The sequence below is a fragment of the Micromonospora sp. WMMA1947 genome (genome assembly GCF_027497355.1).
In the GTDB taxonomy this organism is placed as follows: Bacteria; Actinomycetota; Actinomycetes; order Mycobacteriales; family Micromonosporaceae; genus Micromonospora.
This window is the reverse complement of sequence record NZ_CP114909.1, coordinates 4,592,945-4,613,412: the sequence shown is the minus strand read 5'-3', so window position 1 is coordinate 4,613,412 and position 20,468 is coordinate 4,592,945. Positions and strand designations below refer to the sequence as shown.

Sequence of the window (20,468 nt, the reverse complement as noted above, 5' to 3'; positions counted from 1 at the left end):
CTCACCTGCGCACATGCCCTGACCAGCGGTGTTTGTCACGCCGGATACGCGCGCGTCTCGGCTGCCTTGACCGCCGCCCACACCGGGCGGCCGGGGATCAGTCCGAGATGGGCCGCGGCGGCGGGCGTGACGTCGGCGGCGACCTCGACCGGCCCGGCCAGTTGCACGCGCAGGTTGTCGCCGTGGCGTTGCACTCCGCTCACGGTGGCCGCCCACACGTTGCGCGGGCTGCCCTCCGGCCGGGACGGGTGCAGCGCGACAGCCGAAGGCGGGTACGCGACGAACGCCTCACCCTCAACCGCGTCGGCGGTGGTGAGCGTCAGCTCACCAACTGTGACGGCATGGCCGTCGGCGTGGCCGCGGTGCAGGTTGAGGCCGACCAGCCGGGCCACGTAGTCGGTGCGCGGCCGGGCCGTGACGGCTGTGGCGTCGCCCTCCTGCACGACCCGGCCGTGCTCCACGATGACCAGTCGGTCGGCGAGCACCAGGGCATCGAGGGGGTCGTGGGTGACCAGCAGCGTCGCACCGGGATGCGCGCCGAGGTGGCGCTGGAGTTCGGCGCGGGTGTCCAGGCGGGTCCGCGCGTCCAGCGCGGCGAGCGGCTCGTCGAGCAGCAGCAGCGCCGGGTCGACGGCGAGCGCGCGGGCCAGCGCGACCCGCTGCGCCTGCCCGCCGGAGAGCTGCCGGGGCCGCCGGCGAGCCTGGTCGCCGAGGCCGACCCGGTCCAGCCACTCCTGGGCCCGGGCGCGCGCGGCACGCTTGTCGGCGCCCCGGCGGCGTGGCCCGAACGCCACGTTGTCCAGCGCGCTCAGGTGCGGGAACAGCAGGTAGTCCTGGAACACCACGCCGACCGGCCGCCGTTCCGGTGGCGTCCACACCCGGCGGTCCGGGCGGTCCAGGTCGGCGCCGTCGAGCGTGAGGTGCCCGCCGTCCAGCGGGTGCAGCCCCGCGAGCACCCGCAGCGCCGTGGTCTTGCCGGCGCCGTTCGGGCCGAGCAGCGCCACCACCTCACCGGCGGCGATACGCAGCCGCACGTCGAGGGTGAAGCCGTCCCGCTCGGCGACGAGGTGCGCGTCCAGCAGCGCTGTCATGTGCTGCCGACCCATTTGTCGCGCAGCGCGGCGAGGATGACCACGGAGACGGTGAGCAGGATCAGGCTCAGCACGATCGCGGCCTGCAGGTCGGTCTCCAGCGCCAGATAGACCGCCAGCGGCATGGTCTGGGTGCGGCCGGGATAGTTGCCGGCGAACGTGATGGTGGCGCCGAACTCGCCGAGGGCCCGGGCCCAGCAGAGCACCGCACCGGCTGCCACGCCCGGGGCGACCAGCGGCAGCGTGACCCGGGTGAAGGTGGTGAAGCGTCCGGCGCCGAGCGTGGCGGCGGCCTCCTCGTACCGGGGGTCGGCGCCGCGTAACGCGCCCTCGACGGCGATGACCAGGAACGGCATCGCCACGAACGCCTCGGCCAGCACCACCCCGGCGGTGGTGAACGGCAGCGTCACGCCGAACGCCTCGTCCAGCCACGACCCGATCAGCCCGCGCCGGCCGAAGACCAGCAGCAGCGCCACGCCGCCGACCACCGGCGGCAGCACCAGCGGCACCGTGACCAGCGCCCGGACCAGCCGTCGGCCGGGGAACTCGACGCGGGCCAGCAGCCAGGCCAGGGGTACGCCGAGCGCCACGCAGAGCAGCGTGGCGACGGTGGCGGTCTCGAGTGACAGCCGCAGCGCGGTGAGCACACCCGGTTCGGTCAGCCGCCGGGGCAGCGTGGTCCAGGGCGCCCGGAGCAGCAGACCGGCGAGCGGCAGGACGAGGAAGGTCAGGCCCAGCCCGGCGGGCACGAGCAGGGCGATCGGCACCCGCTGCCGGCGTACGCCGCGGCTCATGCGCCGGGCGGCGCCTGGAACCCGGCGGCGGTGAGCACGGCGAGCCCGGCGTCGGAGCGGACGAAGTCGACGAAGGCGCGGGCGCCGGCCGGGTTGCCGGCGGCGCGCAGCACCACGATCGGGTAGTCGTTCACCGCGCGCGCCGACTCGGGAAACTCGACCGCGTCGAGCCCGGGTACGGCGCGGACGTCGGTGCGGTAGACCAGCGCGGCGTCGACCTCGCCGAGGCGCAGCTTGGCCAGCGCGCCCTTGACGTCCCGTTCGAGCGTGGCGGGGGTGAGCCGGACACCGGCGGCGTCGAGCGCGGTGCGCGCGGCGGCGCCGCAGGGCACCTGCTCCGCGCAGAGCGCCACCTTGACGCCGGGTCGGGCGAGGTCGGCCAGGCCGCCGACCCGGGCCGGGTTGCCGGGGGGTACGGCGACGACGAGCTGGTTGCGCACCAGCGCGGCCGGTTCGCCGGCGGCGTCACCGGCGTCGGTGACCGTCTTCATGGTGGCCGGGGAGGCGGCCGCGAACACGTCGGCGGGCGCGCCCTGGGTGATCTGGGTGGCGAGCCCGGAGCTGCCGCCGAAGTTGAACGTGACGGTGCGGCCCGGGTGCGCGGCCTCGTAGTCCTTGCCGAGTTTGGTGAACGACTCGGTGAGCGAGGCGGCGGCGAACACGGTCACCGGGCCGGCGCCGTCGGACCCGGCCGGCTCGTCGGTGCCGCCGCAGCCGGTCAGGCCGAGCGTCGTCACCAGCGCGGCGGCGAGCGCGGCGCGGATCCACCGTACGGTCACGGACTGGTCCTTCCCCTGGGGGTGGTGGCCCGCTCGACCACGACGGTGGTCGACTTGATCACCGCGACGGCGACGGAGCCGACCTGGAGGTCGAGGTCGTCGACGGCCTCGCGGCTCATCAGCGACACCACCCGGAACGGCCCGGCCTGGATGTCCACCTGGGCCATCACGGTGTCCTTGACGACGGCGGTGACGATGCCGCGCAGCCGGTTACGGGCCGAGGACAGCTCGGGGTGGCCGGGGGCGCGGACGAACGCGGCGATGTCGGCGCCGTCGAGCACCCGGTGGCCGTGCTCGTCGCGGGTGGCCGGCAGCTTGCCGGCGTCGATCCAGCGGCGGACCGTGTCCGCGCTGACCCCGAGCAGTTCGGCCGCCTCGCCGATCCGGAACACCGTCACGCGCTCACCCTAGCGGCCCGCAGGTGCGGGCCGGAAGGGCCATGTTCGCTCGCAGCCGCAAGCCTTACTGCCGTTCGGGAGCCGGAGCTGCGGCTCAGTCGGCCGGCGCGATCCGGACCCGGCGCAGCAGTTGGGCGTTGAGCGCCACGACGATGGTGGAGGCGGACATCAGCACCGCGCCCAGGGCCGGGCTGAGCGCGATCCCGCCCCAGGCCAGCACACCGGCGGCGAGCGGGATCGCGACCACGTTGTAGCCGGCCGCCCAGGCGAGGTTCTGCCGCATCTTCCGGTACGAGGCGCGGGACAGCCGGATCACGCCGCCGACGCCGCGCGGGTCGGAGCCGGCGAGCACCACCCCGGCGGACTCGATCGCCACGTCGGTGCCGGCGCCGATGGCCAGCCCGACGTCGGCGCGCGCAAGCGCCGGTGCGTCGTTCACGCCGTCGCCCACCATCGCCACAGTCAGTCCCCGGTCGCGCAGCTCGGCCACCGCCTTGTCCTTGTCGGCCGGGAGCACCTCGGCGAAGACCTCGTCGACGCCGGGCCGGAACCCGAGGTCGGCGGCGACCGCCTCAGCGACCGGGCGCGCGTCGCCGGTGATCATCACGATCTTGCGTACGCCGAGGTCGCGCAGCTCGGCCACGGCGGCCCGCGCCTCCGGGCGGACCTGGTCCTCCAGCCCGAACGCGGCGACCACCTCCGGCGCTCCGCCCTCGGGCAGCCGGACCAGGTGCAGCACCGCGGCACCGCGACCCGACCACTCCTGCGCGGCCCGGGCCAGGTCGTCCGGCACCGGGGCGCCGAGTTCGCGCAGCAGCGCCGGCCCGCCGACCGCCCAGTCGACGCCGTCCACCGTGGCGCGCACGCCCCGGCCGGTGAGCGCACGAAAGCCGCGCGCGGCCGGGCGGGCGCCACGGGCGTCGGCGGCGGTCACGAGCGCCCGGGCCAGCGGGTGCTCGCTGTCCGCCTCGACCGCGCCGGCCAGCGCCAGGGCGGCCGCCTCGTCGAGCCCGCCGGTCGCGGCCACGCCGGTGACCGTGTGCCGGCCGGTGGTGAGCGTGCCGGTCTTGTCGAACAGGACGGTGTCGACGGTGCGCATCCGCTCCAGCGCGAGCCGGTCCTTGACCAGGATGCCGGCGCGGGCCGACAGCGCGGTGGACAGCGCCACCACCAGCGGGATCGCCAGGCCGAGCGCGTGCGGGCAGGCGATCACCAGCACGGTCACGGTCCGCACCACCGCCTGGTCGGGGTCGCCGAGCAGCGCCCACACCGCGAACGTCGCCAGGCCGGCGAACGCCGCCAGGTAGAACAGCAGCGCGGCGAACCGGTCGGCGAGCACCTGCGCGCGCCCGCCGGAGGCCTGCGCCTGCGCGACGAGCCGCCCGATACCGGCCAGCGCGGTGTCCGCGCCGACGGCCTCGACGCGTACCCGGAGGGTGGAGTCGGTGGCGACGGTGCCGGCGACCACCCGGTCACCGGCGGCACGCGCCACCGGCCGCGACTCGCCGGTGATCATCGACTCGTCCAGCTCGGCGGCGCCCTCGACGATCCGCCCGTCGGCCGGCACCCGCCCGCCGGGGCGCACCAGCACCAGGTCGTCCACCCGCAGCTCGCCGACGGGCACCGGATGCGGCTGCCCGGCGTCGTCCAGGCGCTCGGCGTCGTCGGGCAGCAGCGCCGCGAGGGCGCCGAGCGCACCACGCGCCTGCCCGACCGCCCGCATCTCCTGCCAGTGGCCGAGCAGCATGATGGTGACCAGCGCGGCGAGCTCCCACCAGAAGTCCAGGTCGAACAGGCCGACGCTGGTGGCGGCCGAGGCGAGGTACGCGACCACGATCGCCATCGAGATCAGCAGCATCATCCCGGGGGCACGTTCGCGCAGCTCACGCAGCCCGCCGGTGAGGAACGGCCAGCCGCCGTACGCGAACACGACGGTGCCGAGCACCGGGCCGACCCAGCGCACGCCCGGGAACTCGAGCGTGTAGCCGAACCAGTCCATCACCATGTGGCTGGTGGCGACGATCGGCACGGTCAGCGCGAGGCTCAGCCAGAACCGGCGGCGGAACTGCTCCGGGTCGTGCCCGGCGTGCGCGCCGTGGTCGCCGTGGTGGGCGGTGTAGTGACCGGATCCGTGCTCCATGCCGCCCACCATACCCCCTGGGGGTACTGTCCGGCGCATCCCGCGCCGGCCGACATGTCGGCCGGCGTTCAGCGCTGCGGGCGGGCGCCCACGCTCGGCCGGTCGGCGGGGGTCCGGCCCTGCCAGGGCCACCGGCCGTCCAGTTCCACCTCGAGGGAGAAGCTGAGGAACGTGCGGACCAGCACGATCAGCGCCAGCACGCCGACGCTGGTGAACGTGGGCGACACCGCGACCGTACGGATGATGTCGCCACCGACCAGGAACTCCAGGCCGAGCAGGATGGCCCGGCCGACCCCCTGCCGGTACGCCCGGTAGTGCGCGACCACTTGCCGGGTCCGAGCGCAGCGCACCGCGAACACCGCCGTGGCGACTGCGACGCCGACCGCGATGACGAGCACCCCGGCCAGGTCCAGCAGCGCCCCGACGTGCTGGACGATCTCCTTCGTCGACACCGGGCACCCCCGCACCAGCCTGGCGTACGGCCGGTGGCGGGGGCGGCGTTTCCGCGCTCCCGGTGCACGGGAGCGCTGATCGGGTCAGTCCTGGGCCTGCCAGCGGTAGAAGACGGTGGCGACGGAGTCCTGCGGGCCCTGCCACCTCTCCGGCCGGTACGGCTCGATGTACGGGCCCAGGTCCTGCATCACCTTGCCGAAGGCCGGCTTGTCGCCGTGCCGGTCGCGGGTGGCCTCGGCCACCGACGACTCCTGTTCGAGCAGGTGCACGTAGACGTCGTCGATCGAGTAGAGCCAGCGCCCCGTGACGCCGAGGTCGGCCGGGAGCGACCCGGCGTCGGACTCGCCGAAGACCCGTGCCACGTCCGGCTCGGCGCCCGGCTTGATCCGCCCGACGATCACGGTGAGCGTGGTGTCGGCGGGCGGCTCGCCCTCGGGCGCCCAGTGGTAGAACTCCTTCGCCACCGAGTCCGACGGGTTCTTCCAGTAGCGCGGGTACGGGGTGACGTACGGCCCGATCTCCTCGGCGATCTTCTGGAAGGCGGGCAGGCCACGGGTCTGCCCGGAGATCCGCGGGTCCTGCTCCCGCTCGATCACGTGGATGTAGAGGTCGTGGTGCGACAGCAGGTACCGGCCGATGACGCCCAGGTCCTGCGGGCGGGTGGCCTGGTCGTAGTGGCCGAACACGCCGCCGACGATCTGCTCGCTGCCGGGGACCATGTGACAGACGATCACGTTGCGGAAGACCATGACTGCTCCTTGATGATTGCGACGAGGACGGGGGCGCGCGACGGCGGCGCCGTCAGGCGGTGAAGGTGACGGGCAGTTCCAGCAGGCCGCGGAACGGCGAGGCGGCCGGGAGCCGGCGCACCTGCGCGAGCGGCACGCCGAGGCGCAGTCCGGGCAGCCGGCGCAGCAGCGCCCCGAGCGCGAGTTCGGCCTCCATCCGGGCCAGCGAGACGCCCAGGCAGTAGTGGACGCCGTGCCCGAACCCGAGGTGCGGGCCCCGGACCCGGCGCAGGTCCAGCCGGTCCGGGTCGGCGAAGTGCGCCGGGTCGTGGTTGGCCGCGTTGATCGCCACCCCGACGATCGCGCCGCGCGGGATGCGGACGCCCTGGTAGTCGACGTCCTCGGTGGCGATGCGCGGGCTGGCCACCGGCAGCGGCCCGTCGAACCGGAGCAGCTCCTCGATCGCGGCCGGCAGCAGCCGCGGCGTGGTGCGCAGCAGTTCCATCTGCTCGGGGTGGGTGAGCAGGGCCAGCACGGCGTTGCCGAGGAAGTCGGCGGTGGTCTGGTGCCCGGCGAACAGGAGCAGGAACGTGGTGGTGACCAGTTCCGCCTCGGACAGCGTCCCGTCCGCGTCGACCGCCTTGATCAGCGCACCGATGATGTCGTCGGCCGGATCGTCGCGCTTGGCGCGGACCAGCCCGGCCAGGTAGTGGTGCAGCCGGAGCTGGGCCTCCTGCACCGCGGCCCGTTCCTGCGCCGGGGGCCGGCTGGTGGACCCGGAGGTGCGGATGACCTGGGTCCAGTCGAGCACCCGGTCGTGGTCGGCCGGCGGCACGCCGAGCAGCTCGCAGATGACTGTCATCGGCAGCGGGATGGCGAACTCGTGCATCAGGTCCGCCTCGCCGTGCGGCGCCATCTTGTCGATGAGCTGGTCGACGATCGACGCCACCCGGGGGCGCAGCGCCTCGATCCGCCGGGGCGCGAACGCCTGCGACACCACCCGGCGCAGGCGGGTGTGCTCCGGCGGGTCGGAGTTGAGCATGTTGCGGTTCAGGCCCTCGGAGTTCGGGCCGAAGATCTTCAGGTAGTGCTGCTCCGGGCCGTACAGGTCCTTGGACAGGCGCGGGTCGGTCAGCGCGGTGCGGGCGTCGTCGAAGCGGGTGATCAGCCAGGAGTCGAAGCGCGGCGAGCCGACCGGGCAGACCGGCCGGTCCGCGCGCAGCCGGGCCAGCGCGGGGTACGGGTCGGCCGCGAACGCGTCGGTGTACAGCTCGCTCGCGGGCATCACGTCGTCGGTCATCGCCTCTCCCCCGGTTCGCCGGCCACGCTGTGCAGCACCTGGTAGGTGTGCCGGTCGGCGGATTCGCGCAGCTCGCGGATGATGCTCAGCAGCCGGTCCCGGTGCGCGCTGCGGCCGAACGCGTCCAGCCGCTCGCGGTCGGCCCAGTCGCTGATGATGAGATAGCTGCGCGGGTCGTCGGCGTCGCGGACCAGGTCCTGGTGCAGGCAGCCGTCCAGCGTGCGGATCTGTTCGGCGGCGGTGAGCCACTCGGCCTCGAAGCGTTCCTCGCAGCCCGCCCGGGTCCGCATCGACAGCACGGTCCGGACCCGGCTCACCGCGTGCTCCCGAACACCAGGTGCAGGTGCTTGCGCAGCGCGTCCGGGTCGACCGGCGCGCCCCGGAAGCCGACGTGCCCGTCCGGGCGGATCAGGTACAGGCCGGTGCCGGTCAGCCCGTACCCGGCGCGGAAGCGGCGCTCGGCGTCGCGCACCACCGGCGGGTCGAGCAGTCGCGGCTCGTCGGCGTCCGGGTCGAGCAGCAGGTACGCCTCGAGTTCGCCGCCGGTGAGCCGGCGCGCGTCGGCGCACAGGCCGGTCAGCGCGGCCAACTCTCCCGCGCCGGCGGTCGCGTCGGCGTAGAGCAGCAGCGTGTGCCGGGTGCCCCGGGTGAGGTCGCGCAGCCGCAGCGGGTGGCCGACGCCGCGCCGGCGCAGCCCGTCCACGTCGGGCGCGATGTCGCCGGGGCGGGGCGCGTCACCGAGCGCGGCCGGGTCGGCGACGGTCTCCCCGACCAGCGGGCTGCCGGCGTAGCTGAGCAGCATGGACATCTCCTGGAGGAACTGCCGTTCCAGGTCGGCGCGGTCCACCTCCTCGGTGCCGGCCATCCGGACCGCGCGGCCGACGATCTCCTCGCCCTCCGGGCGCCGCTCGGTCTCGTAGCTGTCCAGCAGGCCGGGCGCGGCGAGTCCGCGTACCGCCAGCGCCAGCTTCCACGCCAGGTTCCAGGTGTCCTGGATGCCGGTGTTCATGCCCTGCCCGCCGGCGGGCGGGTGCAGGTGGGCGGCGTCCCCGGCGACGAACACGCGCCCGTCGCGGTAACGGTCGACGATGCCGTGGCTGATCCGGAACACCGAGGACCAGCGCAGGTTGGTCGCCCGGGTGCCGGGCGGCGCGAGGCGGTCCAGCGCGGCCTGCACGTCGGAGATGGTCGGTTCGTCGAGTTCCTCGCTGAAGCCGGGCGGGGCGTCGCGCCCGCCGGTCTGGGCGAAGAAGCGGGGCGGCGCGAGGGTGGCGATGCGGTAACGGTGCTCACCGCGCAGCGGTACGCAGACCAGCATCCCGTCCATCTGCCCGTCGGTCATGTGCAGGAACCGCAGCAGGTGCCCGTCCGGCATGTCCCAGTCGACGTCGACGTCCACCAGCATGAACAGCTGCGGGAACCGGCCCAGCCCGCCGGTGAAGGTGAGACCCAGCCGCTCCCGTACCCGGCTGTGCGCGCCGTCGGCGCCGACCAGGTACGCCGCGCGTACCGTCTCGGTGCCGCCGTCGGCGGTGCGGACGGTGGCGGTCACGCCGTCGGCGTCCTGGGTGAAGTCGACGAGTTCGGCGCCGCGCTGCGGGCGCACCCCGAGCGTGGCCAGCCGGTCGGTGAGGATCCGCTCGGTCTCGTACTGCGGCAGGCCGAGGTGGGCGTACGGCAGGCCGGGCAGTTCCCAGCTCATCCGGTGGGTCTGCTCGCCGTTGACGAAGACCATGTTGCCGGTGAGCCAGATGCCGGCGTCCATGGCGTCCCGGACGACGCCCTGCTCCTCCCAGATCTCCATGGTGCGGCAGTGCACGCCGATCGCCTTGTCGGCGTGGCCGGGCGGGGTGACCTGTTTGTCGATCACCAGGCAGTCGATGCCCCGCCGGGCCAGTTCGACGGCGGCGGTCAGCCCGGTGGGCCCCGCCCCGACGACGAGTACGTCTGTTGTCCTGTGCACGTCGGCCTCCCAGCCCGTGGTGGGGTGTCGGCGGTCGTCCGCGTCGGGCACGACGTGGAACAGCCGGCGCCGGATGTCGAGAAGGAACGGTGCGATCGGTCCGGCCTGCGCCGAGGCGTGGGCCGGGTCGCCGATCCAGGCGAGGAACGGCGCGGCGCCGTCCCACTCGGCGAAGATGTGGTGGATGTCCGAGCCGGGTTCGCGCAGCAGCTGCTCGCGGCGGTAGCCGGGTATCGCGGCCATCCGCCGGACCACCTCGGGGTAGCCGCTGTGGAACTCGGCGAGGCGGTCGCGCGGCACGGTCAGCTCGACGTCCACGTAGACCGGACCCGTTCCGTCCCCGGTCTCCCGCAGCAGCGGGTAGCCGGGGCCGTCCGCCGGCTCGGTCAGCGGCCGGAGCAGGCCGGCGAGGCGGGCCGCGACCGGCCCCCGCCGGTACGCGCGCAGCGCCGCCTCGTCGGCCCACTCGGTGACGACGACGAAGCCGCGCGGGTCGAGGGCGTCCCGCAGCAGCTCGTGCCGCAGGTTCCCGGCCAGCGCGCCGAGCTGACCGGCGACCGTCTCGAACGCCGGTCCGACCGCGGGCTCGCAGCCGGGGCGCGCGCGCAGCCGGAGCATCGTCCTGATCATGCAGCCCCCTCGTACGGTGCCGTCGTCGTGCCGCGACCCTGCCGCAGCGCGCGTCACCCGCTCGTCACCGTCGACCCGCCGCACGTCCGGTCCCGGTGACGCCGCCGGGACGCCCGTCGCTTATTGCAAAACTTTGGCAACAAGCCTCGACAGGGTCGCCTGCCGGTAACTATCGTGAGCGGCATGACTCCTTACGACTCGGATGTGCGCGCCTGGCAGGAGAGCTGGGACCGGCAGCAGGAGACGTTCATGCCGGACCGGGAGCACCGCTTCGCGGCGATGCTCGACGCCGTCGAGGCGGTCACCGGCGACCGGCCGCCACGGGTGCTCGACCTGGCCGGCGGCACCGGCTCGATCAGCCTGCGGACGCTGGCCCGCCGGCCCGACGCCGAGGTGACGGTGCTCGACCTCGACCCGGTGCTGCTTCACCCTCGCCGAGGCGGCGCTGGCCGGGCGGGCCGCCCTGGTGACCGCCGACCTCAACCGGTCCGACTGGGCCGCCACGCTGCCGCACCGCGACTACGACGCGGTGCTCACCGCCACCGCGCTGCACTGGGTGGACGGTCCGCGCCTGGCCGAGCTCTACCGCGAGATCCGCGACGTGTTGCGCCCCGGCGGCGTGTTCGTCAACGCCGACCACATGCCCGACGACGCGATGCCGACGCTCACCGCCCGGCTCGGCGAGCGCGCGCGGGCGCGCCGGGACGCCCGGCACCGTGCCGGCGCGGCGCTGTCCTGGCCGGACTGGTGGGCGCAGGCGGCCGACGACCCGGTGCTCGGCCCGCTCGTGGAGAAGCGGCGGCAGATCTACCCGACCGGGCACAGCCCGGAGTGGACCCCGCCCGCGGCATGGCACCTGGACGCGCTGCGCGCGGCCGGCTTCACCGAGGCCGGCGTGCTCTGGCGCGGCGGCGCGGACGCCGCGGTGGCCGCGCTCCGCTGACCCCGGCCGGCCGGAACCGGCCCGGTCCGCCGCTCAGGCGAACAGGCGGGCCAGTTCGGTGCGGGAGCGCACACCGAGCCGGTGGAAGACGTTGCGCAGGTGGTGGTCGACGGTCCGGGTGGACAGGCACATCCGGGTGGCGATCTCCCGGTTGGTCGCCCCCTCCGCGACCAGCCGGGCGATGTGCAGCTGCTGCCCGGTCAGCAACTCCTCCGGACCGTGCCGCACCGGCCCGACCGACTCCCCCGCCGCGCGCAGCTCCTCCCCCGCCCGGTCGGCCCAGACGGTCGCGCCGAGCAGCGTGAACGCCTCCCGGGCCCGGTGCAGGTGCGCGCGGGCGTCCCGGGGCCGGCGCCGGCGGCGCAGCTCGCGGCCGAACAGCAGCTCGGTGCGGGCGCGCTCGAACCGGTCGGTGTCGGCCGGGTGCAACCGCAGCGCCGCGTGGAACTCCCGTTCGGCCTCCGGGCCGCCGCGGGGCGCGAGCAGCGCCCGGCAGCGCGCGGCGAGCGCCCGCCGCGACGGGCTCGCCGTGCTGCTGGCCCAGTGGTCGAACACGGCCAGCGCGGCGGCCGGCCGCCCGCCGTCCTGGGCGGCGGCCTCCACCAGGTACGGCGTGGCCATCACCTGGACCAGCACCTGCCCCCGGCCGGTGCCGGTACGGGCCAGCGCGGACAGCCGGGACACCGCGTCGGCGTACCGGCCGTCGATGAGGTCCAGCACGCCCAGCGCCCAGCGGGCGTACGCGTCCGGCCGGCTCCCCGGCGCGGCCCCGTCACCGATCTCGGCGATCCGGGCCAGCGCGGCGTCCCGGTCGGCGCGGACCGCGGCCAGCACGGCGAGGATGCCGAGGTGCACCTGGGCGCAGACGTGCTGGCCGGCGGCGCGGGCGGCACGCACGCCCTCGCGGGCGGTCTCCGCCGCGGCCTCGTGCCGGCCCAGCCAGTACTCGGCGACGGCCCGCAGCTCCAGCGCCCGGGGCAGCAGGGACAGCTCGCCGCGCGAGCGGGCCACCTCGACCGCCCGGCCGGCGAGCCGGTGCGCGGGACCGTCCACCGCCACCAGCAGTGCGGCCGCGGCGGCGCAGACGAGCGCGCCGGGGGTGAGCGCGGGCCCGGTCAGCCGGCCGCCGAGGACGACGACCCGGCGCAGCGCCGGACCGCCACGCGCGTGGTCACCGCGCAGTGTCGCCCCGACGCCCGAGGCGAACGTGGCCAGCAGGTCGAGCTCGGGCGGGTCGCCGGGACGCCGCAGCGCCTCGGCCCGGCGGGCCACCTCGGCGTACCGGAACTGGTCGCCGGTGACGCAGATGGCCTCGCCGGCCCGGACCAGCGCCAGCAACGCGGCCCGCCGGTCGGCCGGCGCGACCGCGTCGGCGGCGGTCAGCAGCGTGGCGACCGCGGCGGCGGGCGCGTCGCAGCGCAGCTGCATCTCGCCGCGGAGCAGGTCGGCGCGACGCTCGGCGGGCGACGCGCCGGTCAGGCTTCGCAGCAGCCCGCGGGCCTGGTCCGGGTCGCCGGCGGTCCAGGCGCACCGCGCCGCCGCGACGGTCAGCTCGGCGGCGCGGCCGGGGTCGGGGCTCAGTTCGGCGGCGCGGCGCAACACGACCGCGGCGGCGGCGCGGTCCGGCACCTCGTCGACCGCCGCGCTCAACTCGGCGGCGAGCGTGTCGGCCGGACAGTCGGCGGCGATGGCGTGGCGCAGCGCCCGGCCCAGCGTGCCCTCGGCGAGCGTGCCGGCCAGCAGCAGGTGAGCCGCGCGCAGGTCGGCGAGCGGCGCGACGGCGGTGATCATCGTGCGGGCGAGCGGGTGCGGGAACGTCACGCCGCCGGGCCCGGTGCGCAGCAGGCCGGCGGCCTCGGCGGGCGCGAGCGTCTCGACGGTCAGGCCGGCCGCCCAGGCGGCGCGGACCAGGATGCCCGGGTCGTCGCCGGGGTCGAGCGCGGCGAGCAGGACCATGCGCCGGGTCGGGACCGGCAGCCGGTCCAGGCGGGCCCGGTACGCGGCGGCGAGCGCGCCGTCCACCGGCGGCGTGTCGGGCAGCGGCGCCTCGCCTCGCCACTGGGCGGGGGTGAGCGTGCCGGCCAGGTCGGCGAGCGCGGCCGGGCTGCCCCGGCTGAGCGCGGCCAGCGCGGCGGCCACCGGCGCGGACGGCCGCTCCCGCAGCCCGGCCAGCATGGCGTGGCACTCGTGGGCGTGCAGCGGACGCAGCCGGTGGGCCGGTACGCCGTCGACGGTGGCCGGCGCGGTCGCGGTCAGCAGCATCGCCACCGGCAGCCGGCGCAGCCGGCGCGCCACCACCGCCAGGGTCCAGGCGCTCTGCGGATCGCCGGCGTCGAGGTCGTCCACGGTGCACAGCAGCGGCCGGTCCGCCGCGGCGGCGGCGAGCAGGGACCGCACCGCCGCGGCCAGGGCCAGCCGCTGCTCGGCCGGGCACCCGTCGCCGCCGAGCGCGCGGCGCAGCAGCCGGCGCTGCCGTACCGGGAGCGCGGTGTCCGCGTCGAGCACCGGGTCGAGCAGGCGGTGCAGCCCGGCGTAGGGCAGTGTCGCCTCGTCGGCCACGCCGGCGCCGCTGAGCACCGCGCGCCGGCCCGCCGACTGGCGGGCGTACGCCAGCAGGGCGGTGCGCCCGGAGCCGGGCGGCCCGTGGAACAGCAGCGCGCCGCCGTCGTCGCGGTCGAGGAGCCGGCGGATCGCGTCGCACTCGTCGTCCCGGCCCCACAGGGCTATATGCACTGTCGATGCAGAAACCATGCATGCAGTGTCACAGATGGGCAACCCGTCGGAAAAGAGGCGGACACGCTCCCGGGGTGACCGCCGTGGCGGCCACCCCGGGAGCGGCGGGGATCAGGAGCTGGGGCAGGTGTTGCGGTACTCCTGGATCGCCGACCCGCTCGGGCCCGGGCAGAGGAACTGCTCGTAGCGCGTGTCGTCGTCGACGAACCGCTTCAGCCAGGCCACCATCTGCTTCGCCGTCGGCGTGTTCGTCGTCTGCGGGAAGAAGTGGCTCGCGCCGTTCAGCTCCAGGTATGCCTTCTCCGAGGACGCCGGGATGCTGTTGTAGAACGGGATCGAGTGGGACGCCACCGGCGCCACGCTGTCGGTCTCGCCGCCGATGATGAGCGTCGGGACCTGCACCTCGGACCAGGTCTTGTCCAGGTTCCACGGCGCGAGCGGGACGGCGGCCTGCAACGACGGCCGGGCCGCCGCGGCCTCCAGGCTGCCGCCGCCACCCATCGAGTGTCCGGCCACGGCGAGCCGGGAGGAGTCGATCCGGCCCCGCACCGAACTGCGCTGGGTCAGGTAGTCCAGCGCGGCCAGGAGCTGGCGCCCCCGGCTGTCCGGCTGGTCCAGCCGGGTGTTGGTCTCGATGCCGATCACCACGAAGCCGTGCGAGGCGATCCGCGGCCCGAGCCAGCTGAGGCTGGACCACGAGGCGGTGTAGCCCGGCGAGATGGCGACCGCGCCGAAGGTGCCCTCGGCGGTGCTGGTCGGGTAGTAGATGACGCCGCCGCCGAAGCCGGTCACGCTCAACGAGGAGACGTTGATCGACGAGGTGGCGAACGGGCCGCGGCTGGCCTCCAGGATGGCGCTCGTGGGAGCCGGACCGCGCTCGTAGGGGCTTTCGGCGCTCGCCGCGGCCGGGACGGCGAGGGCGCCGCCGGTGGCGAGCAGAGCCGCCACGGCGAAGCGGGCGAGGGCACGGACGGGGGTACGGGAACGGATGGTGGTGGGCACGTCGGTCACTCCTTGCGCCGGAATTACATCGACATGCGTCAGCATCCGTGCCCGGGCCACCGGCGCGCATCGGTGAAATCACCGGTCCCCCGGCACCGACGGTGACCCGGCCGTGACATGCACGACGGACGATTGCCTCATGCACCCGACCCGGCGGCACCTCACCCGGCGGCAGCTGACCCGGCGGCACCTGCTCGGCGCGACCGCGGCGGCCGGCGTGACCGGTTTGGCCACCGGTTGCGAGCCGGACCGCCCGGCGGGCGGGACCGCGGCCCCGGACGACGACGCGCCCGCCCTGGATCCGGCCAGCTGGGACAGTGTCCGCGCCCAGTTCGCGCTCGACCGTTCCCGGGCGCACCTGGCCACGTTCGTCTTCGCCCCGCACCCGGCCCCGGTACGGGCCGCCGTGGCGATCCACCGCGCCGGCCTCGACCGGGACGCGGCCGGTTATCTGGGGCTCCACGAGGAACGGCTGGACCGCGCGGTGCTCGACGCGGCGGCCGGGCACCTCGGCACCCGACCGGACCAGGTCGCGCTCACCGACTCCACCACCATGGGCCTCGGCCTGGTCTACGGCGCGGTCCGGCTGCGGCCCGGCGACGAGGTGCTGACCACCGAGCACGACTTCTACGCCACGCACGAGTCGCTGCGGTTGCGTGCCGAACGCGACGGGGTGACAGTGCGCCGGGCCCGCCTCTACCGGGACGCCGCCACGGCCGGCGTGGACGAGATGGTCGCGGGCCTGACCGCGGCGCTCACGCCCCGCACCCGTGTGGTGGCGCTGACCTGGGTGCACTCCAGCACCGGGGTGAAGCTGCCGGTACGCCGGCTGGCCGAGGTGGTCCGCGAGCGCAGCCCGGAGGCGTTGCTCTGTCTCGACGCGGTGCACGGCTTCGGCGCCGACGCGTCCACACCGGAGCAACTCGGCTGCGACGTGCTGGTCTCCGGCTGCCACAAGTGGCTGCTCGGGCCGCGTGGCACCGGTCTGGTCTGGGCCGCCGAGCGGGCGTGGGCCCGGATGACGCCGGTGATCCCCAGCTTCGACAGACGGGTCATCGGCCGCTGGCTCACCGGCGCCACCGGCGGGCCGCCCGCGCCGCCCGGACCGGCGCACACGCCCGGTGGCTACCACAGCTTCGAGCACCGGTGGGCGCTCGCCGACGCGTTCGCGTTCCACCGGCGGATCGGCCCGGCCCGGGTCGCCGAGCGCACCCGGGAACTCGCCGACCGCCTCAAGGAGGGGCTGGCCGGGATCCGGGGCGTCCGGCTGGTCACGCCGCGCGCCGCCGACCTGTCCGCCGGGGTGGTCTGCTGCGAGGTGCCGGGCGTGCCGCCGGAGAGGGCGGTGGACCGGCTGCGGTCGGCCGGCGTGATCGCCAGCAGCACCCCCTACCGGCCGTCGTACCTGCGCTTCGGCGCGACGATCGCCAACGGCGAGCAGGACGTGGAGGCGGCGCTGCGGGCGGTCCGCACGCTGGTCTGAGCCGGCCCGGCTGTCACTCGGTGAACTCGCAGAAGGACAGCACCCTGTCGAACCGCCGGGCGGCGAGGTCGTCGTGGCGGATCAGGAACCGCGCGTTGACGTACTCCTCGTCCGGTACGCCGAACTGGGCCAGCGGCACCCATTCGCGCATCACCCGCTGTTCTTCCTCGTACCGGGCCACCATTCGCTCCGCGCGGGGCAGGGACCATCCCTGCTGAACCCGCTCCGGGTCCATCATGATCACCTCGGGCGGGTCCTGCGCGGAGATGGTGTAGCCGCCGACGAAGACGTCGCGCTCAATCCACCAGTCCCGCTCGGGCCAGAGCTGTTCGACCAGCGCGCTCATCTCCTTGCGGTGCGGCATGTCGCGCAGGAGCTGGATCTGGGTGTCGCACAGCCACTCCTCCGCGCGGTCGAGCCAGTCCGGCAGCTCCGCCTGGACGGCGGCGTACATCTCGTGTTCGGGAGCGAGGAAGGACTCCCGGGCGGTCCCGGCGGGTAGGACGTACTCGCCGTCGGCCGTCTCGGTGCCGGCCGGAACGTACACGACCCGCGAGTACGCCTTCTCGTTCTCGATGCCGCAGGCGTCCTGTGCGCCCTCCTGGTCGAGGAAGAACAGCAGCGTGCCGTCGGCCGGCAGGGCGAGGTCGGGAACCCGGGGCAGCGCCGCGCAGTCGAGCCGGAGGAGGAACGGCAACGGGAAGCCCTTCGGGCACGTGGGCCACGGCATGCCCACCGGCAGCCGCGGCCGCCCGCCCCGCCGCCCGGCGTGCACGCCCTCCTCGCGCTGCCAGGCGTGGATCCGGAACCGGATCAGCTCCGCGAAGCGGGCCACCTCGTCCTCGGGCACACCCTGCTCGATCGCCGCCCGCCGGAATTGATCTCTCTCGTTCATGGTCGTGGAGGGTAGCCGCACCGTCCGACATGGAGCGTGGAACGGGGTCAGGTCCCGGTACGCGGCCGCACCGCCGGCGACCAGGTGACGTCGTAGCGCTCGGCGGCCACCGCCTCCGCGAACGCGGTCGCCGCAGCCGGTGAGCCGGCGATGCGCCAGTCCTTCTCCTTGTCCACCTCGAACCAGATCAGCCCGATCAGGTTCGGATAGCGGGGCAGCGCGCGGAACGTGTCCCGGATCCACCGCGCCTTGTGCCCGGCGGCGTCGGCGGCGCCGGTCTCGGTGACCACGAGCGGCTTGCCGGTGACCTTGCGGATCTCGGCGATCGTCGGGCCGAAGATCTGGTCGAACGACCAGTACGTCTTGGTGAACGCGCCGCTGCCGTAGTAGCCGGTGACGCCCACCCAGTCGACGTACTCGTCGCCCGGGTAGAGCCCGGTGACCCCGGCCGTCGTCTTGTCCCAGCGGGCGTTCGGGCTCCACACCCAGGTGACGTTCGTGGCGCCGGCCTCGGTGAAGATGTCGTGCACGTGCCGCCAGGCCCGGACGTAGTCGCCGGGGCGGTTGCCGTTGGCCCGCTCGCACCAGGGGTACCAGTCGCCGTTCATCTCGTGCGCGAAGCGGATCGCCACCGGGTAGCCGAGCGACCGCACCCCCTGCGCCCAGGAGCGCAGGTACGCGTCGAAGTCGCCGCGCGCGATGCGGGCCAGCCGGTAGTCCGGCTGGGTGGCGCGCAGCCGGTCGATCTGCCTGTCGGTCAGGTCGGTGCGCCGGGCCTCCCGGTCGACTGTGTGGTCCCACGGCTCCCAGCCGAGCATCGGCATCATGCCCCGCTCGGCGATCCGGTCGAACAGGCTCCGGTCGAACGCCGCCGACGCCCAGTCGGCGCCGAAGAGCATCACCTGCGGCGACCGCCCGGCCGCCTCGGCGAAGCTGTCGACCGGCGCGAAGTCGTACGGCCCCTTGTCCGTCATCACGCCGAAGAACGCCTGCCCGGCCGGCGGGAACGGACCACCGCGCGGGCTCGGCGTGGCCGCCGCCGGCACGTCGGTGCTCGCCTGCGGCGTGGCCGGGGCAGGCCGCCGCGCCGCGGCGTCGGTGCCCGGGTCGCGCCACGCGCCCGGCGCCACCACGAAGGCGTACGCGAGCAGCAGCAGCCCGGCCAGCGCCAGGCCTATCCGGGGCAGCGTCGGCCTCAGCACGGCACACCGCCGTCGGTCACGGGCCGGGGCACCACCTGGGGTTCCCGGGCCGGTTCGGCGGTCCTCCCCCGGCGCGCCCGCAGGCTCTCCACCCACGAGATCAGCGGCGGCGCGAGCCCGGTCAGCAGCGTCAGCGCCGGCCAGACCCGCAGCAGCGGATAGTCGTGGTCGAGCGCGAAGCTCGCCGCGAGCAGTCCGGCGGCGGCGAGCGACCAGCCCAGGTGCAGCCGGAACGTACGCGGCGACTCCACCGTGCGCAACGCGCCCTTGGCGGTGACCACGAAGCCGAGCTTGCGGCGCAGCAGGGCGCCCACCGCCGCGGCCACGTAGACCGGTCCGGCGAACAGCGCGAGCGCCATGCCGGTCATGCCCACCTCCTCCCGCTCGTGCGGGGCGATGTTGAAACGGCGCAGCCAGAGCCAGAGCAGGAACCAGGTGCCGATGGTGGACCCCCACAGCGTCGCCCAGACCTGCGGGTCGAGCCGGCCCGCGTCGACGCCGGTCAGCAGGTACAGGGCGGTGGCGGCGTTACCGAGCAGCAGGCTCACCGCCACGCTCGGGTAGTAGAACTGGAGCAGCCGGTACTGCCAGCGGCGGCGCGACGGCAGGTCGCGCGGCGTGCGCAGCTCGCGGCGGAGCAGGATCTCGCAGATCCCGGCCGCCCAGCGCTTCTGCTGGTTGAAGTAGTCCGCCCAGGAGGTCGGTCCCTCGCCGAGCGCCACCACGTCCGGGGTGTAGACGCCCTTCCACCGGTTGCCCGTGGCCGGGTTGACGGCGGCGTGCACGCGGATGCTGGTGAGGTGGTCCTCGATGATCGAGTCCTGGTAGCCGCCGATGGTCCGCCAGGCCGCCGGGCGGTAGAGGTGCCCGGTGCCGGTCAGCAGCGGCGCGTCCAGGCCGTTGCCGCCGCGCGCGATCAGCCCGTTGTAGAGGTACTGCTGCACCGAGGCGCCGTGGGCGACGAAGTTCTGGTGCATGTTCCCGTACACCTGGGGGGTCACCACGAACGCGACGTCCGGGTCGCGGAAGTAGCCCAGCGTGCGTTCCAGGAAGTTCGGCAACGGCACGTGGTCCGGGTCGACGTTCGCGACCACGTCGTAGCGGTGCTCGTGCTCGGCCCGCCAGGCGTTGTGGTTGCCGGACTTGGTCCGGGCCCGGAACTCACCGCCGGGCCGGTTGTACTCGGGGCGGCCCTTGCGGGTGAAGTGGCGGACGCCGAGCCGCGCGGCCATCGCCCGGACCGCCGGGTCGTCGCCCTCGTCGAGGATCCACACGTCGACGTGCCCGCAGTAGACGATCTCCCGGAGCCGGCGCAGCGTCCGCTCCGCGACCTCGATCGGCTCCTTGCTCGGCACGATCGTGGTGAGCAGGGCGACGCGCAGGCCGACCGGCGGGTCGACGGGCACCGGGTCCCGGGCGTGGAAGGCGAAGACCCAGACCACCACGTTCTGCGCCAGGCGGATCAGCTCCACGCCGACGACCACGCAGAACGCGAGCCGGGCGGCGACTGTCTGCCACCCGCCGAGCCCGACGACGCCGGGGCCGGGCACGTGCTGGGGCAGCAGCAGCCAGCCGACGAAGATCAGCCCGGCGGCGCTGTTGACGAGCACCAGCAGCGTCAGGACCAGCCGCGCGGCGACCGAGGCGGTGGGGCGGAACTCGACCGCCGCGTCGGGGCGCCGGGGCGGCCGCAGCGGCCCGGCGGTGGCGCCGCAGCGGGCGTACGCGAGGCGGGCGCGGACGTTGCGCTGCCGGCGGTCCGGGTCTCCCGGTGCCTCGGGCGGTACGGGCGCGGTCGGGCGGGCGCCCGGCGTCCCGGCCGTCGTGGCGCGGGACGGGCGTGTATCGGCGGCGACGGCCACGTTTCCCCCCATGGTCTGCATCCGGCTCAGGAGCCGCCCGAATGCTAAGCCGACAATCAACCGCAAAAGGGG

At 75.1% G+C, this 20,468-nt stretch carries 17 protein-coding genes; 2 read left to right on the top strand and 15 right to left on the bottom strand.

Annotated elements, in window-relative coordinates:
• Positions 1-35 precede the first annotated feature (35 nt).
• From O7604_RS21725 to O7604_RS21680, 10 genes are all read right to left on the bottom strand, one after another.
• Positions 36-1,106 carry an ABC transporter ATP-binding protein gene (locus O7604_RS21725; protein ID WP_281577577.1) on the bottom strand — a complete coding sequence of 357 codons (1,071 nt, stop codon included), beginning with the start codon at positions 1,104-1,106 and terminating at the stop codon, positions 36-38.
• Entirely contained in the window at positions 1,088-1,885 is a 798-nt protein-coding gene (locus tag O7604_RS21720) for an ABC transporter permease (protein ID WP_281577576.1), read from the bottom strand. Before O7604_RS21720 ends, O7604_RS21725 begins: the two co-directional genes overlap by 19 nt.
• A complete protein-coding gene (gene modA / locus O7604_RS21715; RefSeq protein ID WP_281577575.1) occupies positions 1,882-2,664 on the bottom strand; it encodes a molybdate ABC transporter substrate-binding protein in 783 nt (260 codons plus the stop codon). The genes O7604_RS21720 and modA overlap by 4 nt, the downstream gene beginning before the upstream one ends.
• Positions 2,661-3,062 (bottom strand): MerR family DNA-binding transcriptional regulator, encoded by a 402-nt coding sequence (locus tag O7604_RS21710; RefSeq protein WP_269705591.1) that lies wholly within the window; start codon positions 3,060-3,062, stop codon positions 2,661-2,663. The genes modA and O7604_RS21710 overlap by 4 nt, the downstream gene beginning before the upstream one ends.
• Before the next feature lie 94 nt (positions 3,063-3,156).
• Positions 3,157-5,202 carry a heavy metal translocating P-type ATPase gene (locus O7604_RS21705; protein ID WP_281577574.1) on the bottom strand — a complete coding sequence of 682 codons (2,046 nt, stop codon included), beginning with the start codon at positions 5,200-5,202 and terminating at the stop codon, positions 3,157-3,159.
• A 68-nt stretch (positions 5,203-5,270) separates the two neighbouring features.
• The gene (locus O7604_RS21700) at positions 5,271-5,654 is read right to left on the bottom strand and encodes a DUF1622 domain-containing protein (protein ID WP_128138377.1); all 384 of its coding nucleotides are present in this window, start codon (positions 5,652-5,654) and stop codon (positions 5,271-5,273) included.
• A gap of 84 nt (positions 5,655-5,738) precedes the next feature.
• The gene (locus O7604_RS21695; protein WP_281577573.1) at positions 5,739-6,404 is read right to left on the bottom strand and encodes a TcmI family type II polyketide cyclase; all 666 of its coding nucleotides are present in this window, start codon (positions 6,402-6,404) and stop codon (positions 5,739-5,741) included.
• A gap of 52 nt (positions 6,405-6,456) precedes the next feature.
• Positions 6,457-7,683: a cytochrome P450 gene (locus O7604_RS21690; protein ID WP_281577572.1), complete on the bottom strand. Its 1,227-nt coding sequence runs from the start codon at positions 7,681-7,683 to the stop codon at positions 6,457-6,459.
• Positions 7,680-8,000 carry an antibiotic biosynthesis monooxygenase family protein gene (locus O7604_RS21685; protein ID WP_281577571.1) on the bottom strand — a complete coding sequence of 107 codons (321 nt, stop codon included), beginning with the start codon at positions 7,998-8,000 and terminating at the stop codon, positions 7,680-7,682. The genes O7604_RS21690 and O7604_RS21685 overlap by 4 nt, the downstream gene beginning before the upstream one ends.
• The gene (locus O7604_RS21680) at positions 7,997-10,276 is read right to left on the bottom strand and encodes an FAD-dependent oxidoreductase (protein ID WP_281577570.1); all 2,280 of its coding nucleotides are present in this window, start codon (positions 10,274-10,276) and stop codon (positions 7,997-7,999) included. The genes O7604_RS21685 and O7604_RS21680 overlap by 4 nt, the downstream gene beginning before the upstream one ends.
• A 466-nt stretch (positions 10,277-10,742) precedes the next feature.
• Between O7604_RS21680 and O7604_RS21675 the strand changes: the two genes are divergently transcribed.
• Positions 10,743-11,219 carry a class I SAM-dependent methyltransferase gene (locus O7604_RS21675; protein ID WP_281577569.1) on the top strand — a complete coding sequence of 159 codons (477 nt, stop codon included), beginning with the start codon at positions 10,743-10,745 and terminating at the stop codon, positions 11,217-11,219.
• Between the two features lie 33 nt (positions 11,220-11,252).
• Here the strand turns inward: O7604_RS21675 and O7604_RS21670 are convergent, their stop codons facing one another.
• Together O7604_RS21670 and O7604_RS21665 are read right to left on the bottom strand one after the other, a co-directional pair.
• Complete coding sequence (locus O7604_RS21670) at positions 11,253-13,970, bottom strand: LuxR family transcriptional regulator (protein WP_281577568.1); 2,718 nt, start codon at positions 13,968-13,970, stop codon at positions 11,253-11,255.
• Positions 13,971-14,063: 93 nt separating this feature from the next.
• The gene (locus O7604_RS21665; protein WP_281577567.1) at positions 14,064-14,954 is read right to left on the bottom strand and encodes a dienelactone hydrolase family protein; all 891 of its coding nucleotides are present in this window, start codon (positions 14,952-14,954) and stop codon (positions 14,064-14,066) included.
• A 139-nt stretch (positions 14,955-15,093) separates the two neighbouring features.
• On the opposite strand from O7604_RS21665, the gene O7604_RS21660 reads away from it, so the two are divergent.
• Positions 15,094-16,437 (top strand): aminotransferase class V-fold PLP-dependent enzyme, encoded by a 1,344-nt coding sequence (locus O7604_RS21660; protein ID WP_281577566.1) that lies wholly within the window; start codon positions 15,094-15,096, stop codon positions 16,435-16,437.
• 13 nt (positions 16,438-16,450) lie between these two features.
• Here the strand turns inward: O7604_RS21660 and O7604_RS21655 are convergent, their stop codons facing one another.
• The 3 genes from O7604_RS21655 to O7604_RS21645 are packed head-to-tail and all read right to left on the bottom strand — an operon-like array spanning position 16,451 to position 20,408.
• Positions 16,451-17,332: a YwqG family protein gene (locus tag O7604_RS21655; protein WP_281577565.1), complete on the bottom strand. Its 882-nt coding sequence runs from the start codon at positions 17,330-17,332 to the stop codon at positions 16,451-16,453.
• Between the two features lie 47 nt (positions 17,333-17,379).
• On the bottom strand, positions 17,380-18,534 hold the full coding sequence (locus O7604_RS21650) for a glycosyl hydrolase (RefSeq protein WP_281577564.1): 1,155 nt from the start codon (positions 18,532-18,534) through the stop codon (positions 17,380-17,382).
• Complete coding sequence (locus O7604_RS21645; RefSeq protein WP_281577563.1) at positions 18,528-20,408, bottom strand: glycosyltransferase family 2 protein; 1,881 nt, start codon at positions 20,406-20,408, stop codon at positions 18,528-18,530. Before O7604_RS21645 ends, O7604_RS21650 begins: the two co-directional genes overlap by 7 nt.
• Positions 20,409-20,468: the final 60 nt, after the last annotated feature.